Origin of the sequence: Limosilactobacillus frumenti DSM 13145 (assembly GCF_001436045.1) — a bacterium.
In the GTDB taxonomy this organism is placed as follows: domain Bacteria; phylum Bacillota; class Bacilli; order Lactobacillales; family Lactobacillaceae; genus Limosilactobacillus; species Limosilactobacillus frumenti.
The window spans coordinates 71,271-86,348 of sequence record NZ_AZER01000025.1 but is presented as its reverse complement, the minus strand read 5'-3'; the positions used below and the strand labels follow the sequence as shown (position 1 = coordinate 86,348).

Annotated in this window: 12 protein-coding genes, 1 tRNA gene and 1 pseudogene; 12 read left to right on the top strand and 2 right to left on the bottom strand. The window is 41.4% G+C overall.

The annotated features are described in order from the left end of the window. The first annotated feature begins 139 nt into the window (after window positions 1-139). A tRNA-Thr gene (locus FD27_RS08225) sits at window positions 140-212 on the top strand. Window positions 213-469: 257 nt separating this feature from the next. On the opposite strand, the gene FD27_RS08220 is transcribed toward FD27_RS08225, so the two are convergent. Continuing rightward, entirely contained in the window at window positions 470-991 is a 522-nt protein-coding gene (locus FD27_RS08220) for a TetR/AcrR family transcriptional regulator (protein ID WP_057752565.1), read from the bottom strand. Between the two features lie 117 nt (window positions 992-1,108). On the opposite strand from FD27_RS08220, the gene FD27_RS08215 reads away from it, so the two are divergent. Genes FD27_RS08215 through FD27_RS08205 form a run of 3 tightly spaced genes read left to right on the top strand, consistent with a single transcriptional unit; the run spans window position 1,109 to window position 5,304 of the window. After that, window positions 1,109-3,451, top strand: coding sequence for an MMPL family transporter (locus FD27_RS08215; RefSeq protein WP_057752562.1), 2,343 nt, complete (start codon window positions 1,109-1,111; stop codon window positions 3,449-3,451). A 15-nt stretch (window positions 3,452-3,466) separates the two neighbouring features. Beyond that, a complete protein-coding gene (locus FD27_RS08210; RefSeq protein WP_057752559.1) occupies window positions 3,467-4,639 on the top strand; it encodes an alpha/beta hydrolase family protein in 1,173 nt (390 codons plus the stop codon). A 14-nt stretch (window positions 4,640-4,653) separates the two neighbouring features. Next, entirely contained in the window at window positions 4,654-5,304 is a 651-nt protein-coding gene (locus FD27_RS08205) for an NAD(P)-dependent oxidoreductase (RefSeq protein ID WP_057752556.1), read from the top strand. 503 nt (window positions 5,305-5,807) lie between these two features. Here the strand turns inward: FD27_RS08205 and FD27_RS08200 are convergent. Further along, a complete protein-coding gene (locus FD27_RS08200; protein ID WP_057752553.1) occupies window positions 5,808-6,455 on the bottom strand; it encodes a Crp/Fnr family transcriptional regulator in 648 nt (215 codons plus the stop codon). Window positions 6,456-6,580: 125 nt separating this feature from the next. On the opposite strand from FD27_RS08200, the gene FD27_RS08195 reads away from it, so the two are divergent. The 8 genes and pseudogenes from FD27_RS08195 to FD27_RS08645 form a co-directional block, all read left to right on the top strand. Further along, entirely contained in the window at window positions 6,581-7,921 is a 1,341-nt protein-coding gene (locus tag FD27_RS08195) for an FAD-dependent oxidoreductase (protein WP_057752550.1), read from the top strand. A gap of 313 nt (window positions 7,922-8,234) precedes the next feature. Beyond that, the gene (locus FD27_RS08190; RefSeq protein ID WP_057752546.1) at window positions 8,235-9,851 is read left to right on the top strand and encodes a mucin-binding protein; all 1,617 of its coding nucleotides are present in this window, start codon (window positions 8,235-8,237) and stop codon (window positions 9,849-9,851) included. Between the two features lie 197 nt (window positions 9,852-10,048). Then, window positions 10,049-11,353, top strand: a complete 1,305-nt coding sequence (locus FD27_RS08185) for a hypothetical protein (protein ID WP_057752543.1) — start codon at window positions 10,049-10,051, stop codon at window positions 11,351-11,353. Window positions 11,354-11,553: 200 nt separating this feature from the next. Further along, a complete protein-coding gene (locus tag FD27_RS08180; RefSeq protein ID WP_057752540.1) occupies window positions 11,554-13,449 on the top strand; it encodes a heavy metal translocating P-type ATPase in 1,896 nt (631 codons plus the stop codon). Window positions 13,450-13,471: 22 nt separating this feature from the next. Continuing rightward, window positions 13,472-13,699: a heavy-metal-associated domain-containing protein gene (locus FD27_RS08175; RefSeq protein ID WP_057752537.1), complete on the top strand. Its 228-nt coding sequence runs from the start codon at window positions 13,472-13,474 to the stop codon at window positions 13,697-13,699. A 1-nt stretch (window position 13,700) separates the two neighbouring features. Then, window positions 13,701-14,246 (top strand): hypothetical protein, encoded by a 546-nt coding sequence (locus FD27_RS08170; protein WP_057752534.1) that lies wholly within the window; start codon window positions 13,701-13,703, stop codon window positions 14,244-14,246. 40 nt (window positions 14,247-14,286) lie between these two features. Beyond that, window positions 14,287-14,916, top strand: a complete 630-nt coding sequence (locus FD27_RS08165; protein WP_235803035.1) for a Crp/Fnr family transcriptional regulator — start codon at window positions 14,287-14,289, stop codon at window positions 14,914-14,916. Between the two features lie 52 nt (window positions 14,917-14,968). Next, window positions 14,969-15,064: pseudogene (locus tag FD27_RS08645) on the top strand (DNA-3-methyladenine glycosylase I); the annotation flags it as partial. Between the last annotated feature and the right edge of the window lie 14 nt (window positions 15,065-15,078).

The following is a 15,078-nucleotide window of genomic DNA, read 5'->3' as shown; positions in this document are numbered from 1 at the left end:
ACGCCGAAAGTAGTTGGGGGATCGCTCCCTGCGAGGATAGGACGTTGCCACGCTAACTTAGACGCGGACCCATAATTATGGATTTGCGCCTTTTCTTTAATAACAGTATCTGGTATAATAACCAAGTACTTGTTATTATGCTGACTTAGCTCAGTTGGCAGAGCACGTCATTAGTAATGATGAGGTCGGAGGTTCGAATCCTCTAGTCAGCATAATTAAAACTTACAGAGTTTATTAATCCTTGATATATCAACGTTTTGCGAAGGTATATCAAGGATTATTTTTGTTTATTTAAGAATGTTATGCACACGGCTGTGCACACAGAAAAATCGTGTGCATGAGCTTACATCTGGAAAAGGCTGTATACACTGATTTGATGGGCTTTACGCCCATTTTTTTGTGTGCATTTTAGTGATTTCAACATGTAAAAACGATTAATGATGTTACATTATCATCAGAACTTGTTTAATCAGTCATTTAAATTAGGAAATTCTTCAATGTCAAAAATTCGCTGAAGTTGGTCGGCGTCTTGAATGATGTCATAGTAATAGCCGTGTTGGTTATTCCAGGCCATGATTGCAGAAAGCTTACCGAAAGTAAACCAAATCTGACTGTTAGAACTGTCGGCATCTGTCATTACCAATTTGAGAATAGTTTTTAAAACTACTTCCTGAAATTCGCTGTCTGCTCGCTGACGGTTGATGATCTGATGCCCCAAGTCAGAAGCTTCATTTGAGATTGATCGTAAGAAATAGAATGGTGTTGTATTGAATTCGTTGATGGAGAAACTTGATTGGTCAACCATTGTCATTATTATCTGTTCAACTAAGTCATACTTATCTCGATAATGCAGGTAAAAGGTGTTGCGATTAATCAGCGCCTTGTTAACAATGTCGGTTACCGTAATTTTACTGAATGTCTTCTTTAATAGGAGGTCAGCCAGTGCTTGCTGAATTTCTCGCTGGGTGCGTAATTTTCTTAAATCCGCCACTTTATCACCACTTTCTAAACACTGTCGCTTTAATTGACAGTGCTATTTTATTATCTATAGTTTATGAAAATTATGCTGACTATAATTTAGAAAGTCAATAAAGAAAGAGGAGAGAGTATGGGAAAACTATTAAAGAAAATTGGTCAGTGTATGGCCAAACACAAGTGGACCGCAATCATTATATGGTTAGTAGCGCTACTCGGCTTCGGAACTATCGTAGCTAGGTTAGGCTCCAACTACAATGAGTCACTATCCATCTCGGGAATTCCATCAACTGAGATTCAATCAACCTTAAAGAAGGAATTTCACCAGGACACTGATCATGGAACCCTTCAGGTTGTAATAAAAACCAAAGATAAGAAAGGATTATTGCAACCAAAAACAGAACAGGCAATTAATAGTGCTGTAACTAAGGCAAAGGAAAAACCACATGTAGCGTCTGTTACTAACCCTTATCAGGAACAAAAGTTTAGTAAAGATCTGACGACTACCTACGTCACGGTAACCTACGACCAGAAGACAAATTCGGTTACTCCAGCGACAATCCATAAGACACAACAAGCCTTTAAAACACTAGATGACCAGAAAGGTGTCGAGGTAGAATACACCGGAACCGTTTCAATTCACCCGATGGGGGTTAATGAAATTGCTGAGCTGATTGGTGTCGCAATCGCTTTTGTCTTCATGATAGTTCTCTTTCGTTCCTTTATCACGGCTGGCCTACCAATCATTAGTGCGGTTACCGGTTTGGCACTAGGTCTTATAGTTATCGGAATTGGTTCTAACTACTTTGAGACCGCATCAGTTGCCCAGAGTTTGGCGATGATCCTTAGCCTAGCCTGTGGGATTGATTACGCCCTCTTCATCATCAACCGTTATCGGACTAATCGTGCGACACAAAATGATTACCTTACAGCTCTTGGTGATGCCATGGGAACTGCAGGTAGTTCAGTACTATTTGCAGGAATCACAGTCATTATTGCAGTATCGGGCTTAAGTCTGGTTGGTATTGACTTCTTGACGCAAATGGGCCTAGCTGCTGCTGTTGGGGTGGCTTTTGCGATCTTATCAGCAATGACTCTGTTACCAGCACTGATTTCGTTAGCTCATCGGCATATTAAACCAGCAAAAGAAGAACCACATCACCGCAAGAACAAAAGTGGGATAGTTGAACATACGATTATCAAGCACCCGTTTGTCACTGCGATTGCCAGTGTGCTGGTTCTTATAGCATTTGCCATTCCGTCTGGTCATATGAGATTGGGAATGCCTTATAATGGCGCATTACCAACCAATCAGACTGAGCGAAAGGCTTATGATATTCTGTCCGATAAGTTTGGCGAGGGAATCAATGGTCAATTAATTGTTGTTGCCAAGTTAGACAAGAATGCCAGTCCGCAGGAAAAACAACAGACAGTCATGAAGATCACCGATCATCTGTCCAATATGAAGTACGTCAAGATGGCGACACCGGGGATGATCAGTGGTGGAGGTAAAGTTGGCTCTGGTCAATCCGGAATGCAACAAGGCCAGCAACCTCAACCTGGTCAAATGAATAATTCTCAGCAACCTGGTAGTACCACAAGTGCTGCTCAACAATTCGCTAAACAGCAGGAAATGGCTGGTCAAGGACAGCCCGGTCAGCAAGCAAGTGCCGCTCAGCAACAGATGGTGCTTCAGCAGTCAGGTGGTAAGCTACCCGACGGAAACTATGCTGTCTTCATGGTGATCCCTACCCATGGACCTGAATCAGTTAAGACTGATAAGTTAGCTCACAATATAAAGAAATATTCCAAGACAACTGAAGATAAGATGAATACCAAACTCATTCTCACGGGATCCAACGCTATAAATATCGATATCGTTCAAAAGCTAAACCATGCCATTCCAATATTTGCTGGAATTGTTATGGCACTGGCCTTTGTCTTAATGATGTTAGTTTTCCGTTCCTTCATTATCCCGCTAGTTGCTATGGCTGGCTTTGGAATGTCACTCTTGGCATCATTTGGTGCCTTGACTGCTGTTATGCAAGATGCCGTTATGCACACTGTTTTCGGTATTAGTAAGGGAGCACCGATTATTGCTTTCTTACCAGTGATTGCAATTGGAATCTTATTTGGTCTGGCAATGGACTATGAAGTTTTCCTAGTATCACGGATTCGGGAGATTTACCTGTTAACTGGGGATACTACTGAGGCAGTTCGCATCGGTATGCGCGAAAACGCTAAGGTTATCACTACCGCTGGGTTAATTATGATTTCCGTATTCGGTAGTTTTGCCGTTACTACTAACCCAACTAGCAAGTCAATCGGATTAGCACTAGCCTTTGGGGTCTTCTTTGATGCCTTTATTGTCCGATTGATCTTTGTACCAGCAATTATCAAGCTTTGTGGTAAGTGGAACTGGATCTTCCCAGGGATGCGGACAAGCAAGATCGAACAACAAAAACGTGAAAAATAGAAAGGATAAATTAATATGACTGAAGAATTTATGAAATTCAATAATCATTGGTCATCACAGAAATTCAGTAAGAATATTTTACAAGACGCCCTCGTCAAACATGTTTTAGGGTTAGTTAATTACCGAATGGCCGATGTCGGTGAAGTCTTAGAGGTAAACGCTAATTTGAAGAACGGTGACGAACAGACCTGGATCAGCGCCTGGGCTACGATGGCAAATCGTTTGCAGGAGCGGGCGGTACAATATGAACAAGCTAACAAGCCGGTCAGTGCAGGTAGCACATACCTTCGTGCTTCAACCTATTGGCGAGTTGCTTTGATGTACTTCGGAGATGTTGCGGATCCGCGAATCAGACAGTATTGTAGACTTAGCCAGGGTTGCTATGATAAGTCAATGAAACTTTCCGGGTATCCCGGTAAAGCAATTGAAATTCCTTATGAAAATACGACTCTGCCAGGGCACTATTTTCAGTCACCACACGCTAACGGAAAGTCGCCACTGCTGATTGTCGTTCCTGGTCGTGATACTTGGGCTGATGATACACGTTGGGTAACAGACGCTGCAATTAAGCGTGGCATTAATGCTTTGACCTTTGATGGCCCAGGTCAGGGAATGACCCTTCGCCTTCAAGGGCTACCATTCCGGTCTGACTTTGAGAACGTCATGAAACCCGTCTTAGACTTTGCTGAGGGACTATCTGACGTGGATCCATCACGAATTGGTGTGATGGGAATGAGCTTTGGCGGCTTCCAGGTTCCCCGGGCAGCAGCTTTTGATAAGCGAATCAAGGTATGTATTGCTGATCCTGGTAATATCGCTTGGGGCAAAATGATTGGACAGCGTTTGAACAAAATTCTAGCCTTGCCAAAAAGATTACGACCAGCGATGTTGGAATACATGCTTAAAGATTATACCTGGAAGCATGGTTGCTCTGAAAAAGAATTATTACCGGAATTAGCTAAATATGACAACAGCGATATCATCAATCAAATTCAGTCCAAAGTATTGGTATTAAATGGAGCAGCTGAGATTAACCCAGAGGCTGCTAAAGAATTCTATAATCAGCTAACCTGCCCGAAGGATTACTTATTTTTTGATGAGAATTCAACCGCTCAACAGCACACACAGATGGGTGGTTATGCTCCGGCGAGTGAAATGATTTTCAACTGGATTGAAGACAACTTATAAGTGGGGCGTGTTAAATGAAACTTTGCATTTTTGGTGCAACCGGACGGACCGGAGAAGAACTGGTTCTCCAGTCTTTAGAAAAGAAATATTCAGTTATTGCCTATGTTCGTCATCCAGATAAGTTAACCCATCGTGACCAAATAACGGTGGTAACTGGTGAATTAAACGACATTGATAAAATGGCGTCGGCTATGAAAGATTGTGATGCGGTTTTAGTGGCGCTTGGTAATCCGGTTTCTAATAGCAGTGGAAAATTGTTTGCTCTTGCTATTCCAAACATTATTGAAGCAATGGATAAAGCAAGAGTTAAACGCCTAATCAGTCTGTCAGCATTAGGTGTTGGTGCTACTTATGAAAATACCCGTTATCCATATCGAATGGGGGCTAAAGGATTCTTAAAGGGAAATTTTGCTGATCATGAGGCTGGTGAAAAGCAGTTACCGTCTTCTGATCTCGATTGGACGACTATTCATCCCGGCCCACTATTTAACGGAGAAAGAAGTGAAAATCCGCTGGTTAGGGATGCAGCATCTGGCTACAAAATGCCAGGAGCACCGCGTACTAACCGAGCAGACGTGGCTAAGGTGATGTTGCAGATTATTGATGACCCACAGACCTACATGAAGCAACTTATCATGTGTTCTAAGCAAGATGATTGTTTTTGATTATGATCAACGTTCAATGAATGATATGCTTAAGAAAATTTACCGACGGATTAGAGTTAACAGTCAGCTATAACGAAGATTGATCGGTGACTCTAAAACCATCAAGTGAGAAAGTGACTTTAATATGGCATTTTTAACGCCATATCAGCTGTTAAACAAAATTTCCGACTACACTTTTAACTCCAAGCCCTAACACGTTTAGAGCTAAATACTGTTGTATCTATACTTCAGTTATTCTGAAGTATAGAGCCTAATCGCCTATTCTGACGGCATTTTCAGTCGTTAGAATAGGCTATTTTACGTTAAAAAACGTTATCAACTTCTCACTTTTTTCTCGCGTGGTCCTTTATCGTGTTGTTTTGATCCTTGGCAAATCACTGTAGTTCAACATTATCAGGCGTTTAGACAATTTTAGTGTGTTAGAAAGTGAGAAATAAGGTGAAACTTGCGGATTTAAGCGGAAGAATTCAGTCATTTTACATTTACTTACTCCATACAAATTATTAATTGAGGCTAATAAACTGGCCTTTAACAATAATCTGTCCAGACGCTTGAAGAGCATTGAGCTGTCTACTCAGTGTTTCCGGTGTGAGTCCCAAAAAATTAGCTAAATCCTTTTTCTGCAAGGGAAGATTAAATGACGTTTTCCCTAGCTTTTTTCCGTGATCTTTAAGGTAATCGAGGACCCTTTCTTTAGCATTCATTGAATTTCGGCGAACAGTGTTTTTCTCGGCCGTTATTAATCGTTCTCCAAAGTCATTTAGCAGCGATAAGGCAAGATCAGGTGAATCCTTTAACATCATCTGAAAATCATGGCGCTTCATTGAACATACAAGACAATCTTCAGTTGCCTGAATAAAGTTTTCGTGATTACCCGTGCTAAATAAGTTTTCTTGTCCCGTAGAATCGCCTTTATTAAGGACTTCCAAAACAGTTTCTTTCCCTGCTGTATTTAATGTGTAGACCTTGGCATGCCCTGAATCGAGAAAAATCATTCCATCTTTACCATCAAGTGGTTGACGAATAAAACTCCCTTTAGGAAAGAAATCCTGGTGCGAAGAAATGGTAACAAGTTTTTTCTTTAGGGGTAAGGGTAAATTTTTAAAGATCGTTGCCTTACTTAAACAAGCAATTTCAGAATGGTGAGCCATATTTATCTTCCCTTCTTGATTTAAATCAATTCAATTATAACTGCTCCTTTTTATAATTAAAGTATCAAATGTCGATGTTTGTTTAAATACTTAAGTTAATTATTGAACAAAGTGAGGATGCCAAAATGAAAGTTATTATTGTTGGTTGTACCCATGCAGGAACTATCACCGCTACGCAGATTTTAAAGCAACACCCAGAGACTGATGTTACCATCTACGAAAGAAATGATAATGTTTCATTTTTATCATGTGGAATTGCCGTATATTTGAGTGGCGATGTGGGTGATCCAGATGCAATGTTTTATTCGAGCCCTGAAGAATTAGCGCAATTAGGTGCTAATGTTCACATGCAACATAATGTTACTAATATTGATCCAAAGACGAAAACTGTTAAAGTGACGAACCTTGTTACTGGCGAGGAGAAAACAGATCACTATGATAAACTCGTCGATACCACTGGTTCTTGGCCAATCATTCCACCAATTGATGGAATTAATAGTGATCACGTTTTCCTTTGCAAGAATTATCATCATGCTAAAAAACTTTTTGCAGCTGCTAAAGATGCCCAAAGAGTCGTAGTTATTGGTGGTGGTTACATCGGGGTTGAATTAGTTGAAGCTTATACCCGGCAAAATAAGGATGTTACCTTAATCGATGGGGCACCAAGAATGTTACATAAGTACTTTGATCAAAAGTATACTGATCGCATTCAACAACAATTCAAAGATCATGGAGCAACCTTAGCCTTCAATCAAAAAGTAACTGCTTTTAAAGATCATGATAACGGGGTCACTGTAGAAACTGATAAGGGAAGTTTTGACGCAGATATGGCAATTCTTTGTGTGGGCTTCAGGCCAAATACTGATTTGCTTAAGGGCAAAGTTAAGATGCATGATAATGGCGCCATTGTTACTAATGAGTATATGCAGTCATCTGATCCTGACATCTATGCTGCCGGTGATTCAACTAGTGTTCACTACAATCCTACTGGCAAGGATGCTTATATTCCGTTAGCTACCAATGCAATTCGTCAAGGAACGATAGTTGGCGTTAATATCTTTGGTAATAAGATGCGTGATATGGGAACTCAATCTAGTTCAGGATTAAACCTTTATGGAACAACAATGGTTTCTTCTGGCTTGACACTAGAAAATGCGAGAAACGCAGGAATCGATGCTGAGTCAGTCACGATTGAAGATAATTATCGGCCAGAATTTATGCCATCAACGGAGAAGGTTTTAATGACGCTTGTTTGGAATAAAAAGACACGGCAAATTATTGGTGGTCAGCTAATGAGTAAATATGATGTAGCCCAATCAGCCGGCGTTCTTTCGCTATGCATTCAAGATAAACACACAATTGATTACCTGGCGTTCGTTGATATGCTATTCCAGCCAAACTTTGACAGACCATTTAATTACCTGAATATCTTGGCCCAAGCAGCAGTTGCAAAGGCTGATAAGTAGGAAAATTATGTGTCAGTAAGGTCAGAAAACATTCCCACGTATATCTGCAAGAATTTTACTTATGATATTAGTTAGTGGGGATTATATTATTGTCAAAAATTGCTTTACTTCAACGTTGAGGTAAAGCTTGTGAGTGCTTAATAGGCGCTCTTTTATTTTTAAATGGATTAAAATTTAAAGATAAAGTAAAATATGAAGGAAGTCAGCATTATATTCGTTAAAATCACTACGAAAAAGCGATTGAAAGTTTTAGAATATGTTTAGTATGCATTGTAGAAGTAATGACTGTTTAAAAGAATGGAGGTGAATTAATATGACTGAGACGGATAACCAACAAAAGAGTCAGCAATCATCGGATGGCAATCAATTAGATAGCCAACGTATTGAACAAATTCTGCGATCCGCCAAAGAATTGGAAACAATTAAGAGTCAGACAGAATTATCATCAGCGCTTGTCGACAAGTTGTTTGATTTCACTAAGTGGGTGATCAAATACAGTGCTGAACAAAAGAATGATCAGCCACAACAAATGTCAGCTCAGCCGGGGCCGCAGATGCCGGCACAGCCTCAGGTTAAGGCATCATCACAAGGCTCACGGTCAGTTCAACCAGAACTGCAACCGTCGCCCCAACCACAATCACCCGTACAGAATCAGTTTCAAACTGAGGAGTATGTATCTTCACAGTCTCAGTCAAGTGCACAATCGGCAGTGCAAGCTCAGAATCAGGCTTCATCAAGTACAAAACCTGCAAAACAGCCTCAGCCAACTGTTCACCCAGGGTCACAGACCCCATTGCAATATGAGCAGTCGGTTAAAAAACAGTCTCCATCAAATGTGCAATCTGCGGTACAACACTCCCAGCTTCGACCTCAACTAAATTCACATGCTTCTTCATCACAAGGACGGTCACAATCACCTGCTCCAGCGCAAGTGCAGTCCCAACCACAGTTCTCTGTTCAGGTTCGCCCTCAGGTAGAAGCACACACGGCTTCGCAGTCGCAACCACAATCGAATGGAGAATCTTCAGTTCAACCTCAGTCACAGGCGCAATCGAGTGCGCATGAAAAGCCACAAGCTCAGCCGCAAGTACGCATTAGTGACCATTCAACGGCAGCACATCCACAATCTCAAGTGTCATTACAGTCACAGGTACTAGCTCACGCACAGTCACAGGCCCAGCTAAGATCGCAAAAGTTGGCGCAAGTGCAATCCCAGGTTGAACAAAAAGTCCAAAGACTAGCCCACGACCAATCAAGCGCCCAACAAGAAACTCAGACACGTTCAGTGCAATCGCCAGTCCAACCACGGGTGCCACGGCCAACGTTCCCTCAAGATGTTCGGCAAAAAACTACCCAATCGCATCCGGCCAGTTCTCCAGTTGAGACTAAAACTAAAGAAGAAAATAGTACTCAACCGGTTCAATATGCAATGAACATGGGCGTTAAACCAGTTATTTTGCAAAAGCGCGTTCACCGGCTCATCTTTGTTCAGCTGCCAGATGGCCCATTGAAGCGGGTTGATCAGGCCCATCTTTTTACCCGTGCTGGTAATAAAGATCTTCAGACGGGGAAAGTAAAGTGGGACGATTGGGATGAGCATGAAGCTAGCCTACCTGCTTATGCGGCACCGCTAGTTCATGGCTATACTAGTAGGCCGTCAGTCGTTAAGACCATGAAGATTACTCCTCAGTCGGATAATAAGATTGTTGAAATCTCTTATTATCCAGAAGCTGAAAGTAATGTTCAAAGTAAAAGTAATGCTAAAAAAGATGTTGTTCCGAAGAAGCAACAAAAAGCGGTTGCGGAGACCCGAGAACGTTATGTTAAGGGAAATAAGACATTCCAAAAGAAGCGTCGACCTTCTTTCTTCCGTCTTATGATTTTGGCATTCACAACGCTTCTTGGCTTTCGCCGGGTCGCCAGGAACTAGCTATAAATTGCATAACTCCACTATCTAATCCTAGGTAGTGGAGTTTTTTGGTTCAATTTATAAATTTTCTAAGAAGAAATGTTCAAAATATTAATAAGTCATTGTCGTAAATCCATTTCCATCAGTTGTGCATGCTAAAATAATCCCACATAAGATGTTATTCCAATAGACTACCCCCTAAAGGAGGTTGCCGATTAATGATCCTTAGTAGTTTTGGTAAAGCAGTGATGAACCGGAATATGGAAAGCTTACTGTTTAGTTTTCCCATTGGTCTAGAAGTTGAACGCCAAAGAATTGATGCAGATGGTCGCATTAGTCAATTTCCGTATCCATATAATATTGGTGACCCCCGAACAAATAAATGGATCACGACAGATTTTATGGAAACGATGGCGGAGATTGCCACGCCAATCGCTAAATCACCAGAACAGGCACTGCGTTACCTGGAACGAATTAGTAATATTTTACGGCGTGGTTTAGCAGATGGTGAATATTTATGGCCCCTTTCGATGCCACCAAAATTACCGAAAGATCATCGAAACATCAGAATTGCCCACCATACCTTAGAAAAGAAGAAGTATTCTGAGGAATGGTTAAAACGGCATAAGATTCAGGAGGGTGCACCGTGTGGTGTTCACGTCAATATCAGTATTGCGCCGTCCTTACTCAATGAATTAACGACTAGCATCGCCGAAAGAAATCAATTATACATTAAGGTCGCCCAGGGATTCTTAACTTATCGCTTCTTCCTCACGTACTTGTTTGGGGCAAGTCCGCTGGCGGAGGAAAACTACTTTATGGATAAGTGGCGGCCACGCCACCTGGCCCGTAGTATTCGGCAAAGCAAGTATGGCTTCGGTACCAAGTTTGATGGTGATTTTAGTGATACAGAACAGTACGTCCAGCGGATTCATTCGGGACTACAGGATGGACAATTGTTGGCAGAACATGATTTTCACTCGCCTGTGCGTTTAAAAGGGCCACGCAAGGTTGCCCAATTGCCGACAAAAGGGACCCAGTATTTAGAATTAAGAATGTTAGATCTCAACCCATGGGCCAGTATCGGGATTGATAATGATGTCGTGGACTTGCTGTGTTTAATGATGGCCTATTTCCTAATGTCAGAGGAGCAGCCGTTTTCGCTAACGCAGAGTAACATCAGAAATGAACAAGTGGCGTTAGAAAAGCCAACTGATCATTGTCAGTATGAAGAACCAATGCGCACTTTTTTGAAAGAACTGGAACATTTTGCAGCCACAATTCAGGCAGGTCAGGGGACCTATGATTTATTAAAACGTCTTGAAAAGATGATTGATGATCCTCAGCAAACTTTTGCTGGACGTCTATCTTCCTATATTCATCATGATTCGCTATCAGAATTTGCCTTACAGCAAGCAATAAACTTTCAATCCCGAAGCCAGAAAGCGACTAACGTGTGTCAACAATTTAAGGACGATCAAGTGTTGTCTGAGCCGACCTTTAAAGAAATCTTGGGTAATTAAATAAAGAAACATCCACATAGAGTAGGGCGTTAGCGTTCGGAAGAAGAGCCGAATGCTAGCGCCCCACTTTGTGCTTACGAGAGACTAGCAAGTACCGGCTAAAAAATCAAATGGTAAGTTGAAATTGTTAAAAATTGATGGTGGTCAATTTAATCGATCCAGGCGGACCTTACACTGAAAAAGTAAGGAGGGACAAGCTTATGGTTAAAATTCAGCAATTTTTTGCCAAATACCGCCAATTAATCGTTACTTTAATGACCGTCTTATTGGCTTTAGCAGAAGCTGCTCGCTGGCTTGGTCAGATGACAGTTGGATATCAAGTGGTGATGATCATTGTTGGTATTATTGGCCTGATACCGATTTTACTAACAGCGATTTCTTCGTTGCAGGTACGGTTGGTATCGATTGATGTTCTTGTTAGTATTGCCGTGATTGGAGCATTTATTATCGGGGAATATAATGAGGCAGCGATTGTTACCTGGCTGTTTATGTTGGGTGAAGTACTAGAAGAAATTACACTCCGGAAAACACGATCGGCCGTCAAACAACTGGATGATTTAGCACCCCAAACAGCGTCAGTTATTGATAGTGATGGAACAACGCATCAAGAAGATGTCGACTTTTTAGACCCTGGTATGCATGTCTTGATTAGAACAGGATCCCAGGTTCCGGTTGATGGCAGGGTTCTAACCGGGACCGCGTTGGTAAACGAAGCTAGTATCACTGGTGAGTCCCGCATGGTGCATAAACAGGTTGGTGATGAAGTGTTCGCCGGCACTATTCTAGAAAATGGAACAATCACTGTTAATACTACGGCAGCGGGTGACAATACTACCTTTGGTAAGATTATCGAGCTAGTTGACGAAGCCCAGGATTCACAGACCAAGACGCAACGTTTTATTGATAAATTTTCTCAATACTACACCCCTTTTGTTCTGTTAGTAGCAGTGCTGGTGGGCATTATTACACGTGATTTGCGGCTTGCCATCACGGTGATGGTTTTAGGATGCCCAGGAGCGCTTGTGATTGGTGTTCCGGCCTCTACAGTTGCAGGAATCGGTAATGGTGCTCGACGGGGGATTCTATTTAAGGGTTCTAATGTAATGGATACTTTGCGGCACGTTGATACGGTGGCATTTGATAAGACTGGTACTTTAACGGTGGGCAGACCGACTGTGCAGACTTTATTGGTTCTTAAAGGTGATCGACAAACAATTATTGACCAGGCAGTGGCAATTGAACGACTAGCCAACCACCCGTTAGCACAGGCAATTACTAATCTTAAGCCTAGGCAAGAGCTACACCCAACTAATTTACAGACAATTAAAGGGCAAGGACTTCGTGCCCAAATTGCCCAGCAAGAATTTCTCATTGGTAATCGGAACTTGGTTAGTGATGTCATTACCAACAATACAAAGCTGAACCATGAATTGAATCGGATAACACACGCAGGTAATTCAGTTGTGATTTTTGCCAGTGCTGACCACACTGAATTGGCTATTTTTGGTATCCAGGACCAACTTCGTCCTCAGGCAGCATTAGCTTTACAACAATTAAAACAACTCGGCGTTACGCGGTTAATAATGTTGACTGGTGATAATCAGAATACCGCCCGAAAGATTGCTGATGACCTGCCAATTGATGAATTCCATGCTGGAATGCTGCCCGCTGATAAGGCTGATTTTATTAAAGAAGAGCAAACTAAGGGGCATCAGCTTGCCTTTGTTGGGGATGGAATTAATGATAGTCCAGCATTGTCAGTTGCTGATGTAGCCGTAGCAATGGGATCAGGAACGGATGTTGCAATGGATGTTTCGGATCTAGTGCTGGTCAAGTCTAACCTTAATAGTCTGGTGGCTAGTTTCCAGTTGGCTAGTCAGACAATCAAAAATATGAACGAGAATATTTTGATTGCACTATTGACGGTCTTACTATTATTTGTTGGCCTTTTTGTTGGCTATATCGAAATGGCATCAGGAATGTTGATTCATGAGCTGAGTATTTTAATCGTAATATTCAACAGTATGCGTCTCATAAAATATTTACCAAAACTTGATAGTTATCAATTTTTATCTCCTAACAACAACCTAGAATAATTTGTAAAAGGAAGTGTTTGAAATGGAAAAAGTAATGATGAAACTTGGCGGTCTGACTTGTCCATCATGTTTAACTAAGATCCAGAAGAGTGTCGAAATGACTGATGGTACGGCCGATGTTAAAGTTTTGTTTAATGCCGGAAAAGTTAAGTTTAATCTTGATTCATTGGTTACTTCGCCCGATGTTGTGCAGAATAATATTGAAAAACTAGGTTACACAGTTCAGGGAATTAAAACTAAGGAGATTTGAAATGACAAGTGCAGAACAACGTTATGAAGCAGAGTTAAAGCAAAGTGACATTGATCACCATACACCAACTGCTGGTGCGATGACTGGCCACATTATTGCTAATTTACTGATTCATTCACTCAAGATTAGCCAAGCTAAATTATTTGCCAAGGGCGTTGCTGCCCTTTTCTTAGAAGGATATGGTGATCAGTGGGTTGTCCATGAGCAGCAAGTGTTTAAAGAATTGAACACGTTGTTAGTTAGCAATGGTGAAAGTATTCCGACAACGATTGATCAGTTCAAGGAATTTACCATGCTTGAAGAGAGTGGTGCAGATAAGTACCAGCCGGGAAATGAACAACTATTTAACCTTATTAAAGACTTTGATACTCAAACTTTATTTATTACAAAGGCCATCGCATTAGCACAAAAAGAAGATTGGCAGCCGCTGGCGGTTAAATTAAGTGGTTTACTAGCGTGGATTAATGCCCAGATTGCTATTGCTCAACACTTTTTAGGCCACGATTTACGGGAAGGATTATATAATGAAGAAGATGATGACTTTTAGCAAGTAGGTCACGAAGAAGGAGATTCCATTGGGGGATGAATTGTGCGTACAATTAGTACCGCTTTTTAATCACTTAAATATTACCAAGCAACGGCAGGTTGAACGGTTAGTGCACCATCAGCATGTCCAACGAGGGACAGTAGTTGCCAGTCCAGATAACAGTGATCGACTGGTGATTATCAAGCAAGGCCAAGCACAGATGTATCAGTTAAGCATAAGTGGTGAAAAACAAGTTCAGCGAATTCTGACGACTGGTGATTATGTTGGTGAAACTTGGTTACTAGGAGCAGAAAATGCTAGTAGCTATGTGGAAATGATAACAGCTAGTGATATTTGTATTTTGTATCGTACGGACTTTTTACGCTTGATCAACGAACAGCAAGATATTGCTTTAAAAATCATGATGGGACAAGCGGCAAGGATTAATAGCCTGCGCCGGCAAAATCAATTACTTGGTCTACCCAACATTGAACAACGGCTAACCACCTACCTTCAGCAATTGGTCTTGGAACAAGGAAAGTCCACAATTACTCTTCCGTTGAAGTTAAAGGACCTGTCTTCGTATCTCGGCACAACGCCAGAAACACTGTCACGTAAATTGGCTAAGTTAGAACAGACTGGTCAGATTAAGCGTCACCTTCGCCAAGTTCAGGTCTTGAAGAAAATGTAGAGAAAATGAGTTTCCATAGTCAGAGATGTATTTGACCATGGAAACTCATTTTGGTTTTAAATTAATGGGGCCAGTACCGACATACTCATTTCTTCAATCGGTAGGTTTGATTAATGATCATCTTGAAGCCTGCGATTTTAAATATTGAATGACACCCTAGTG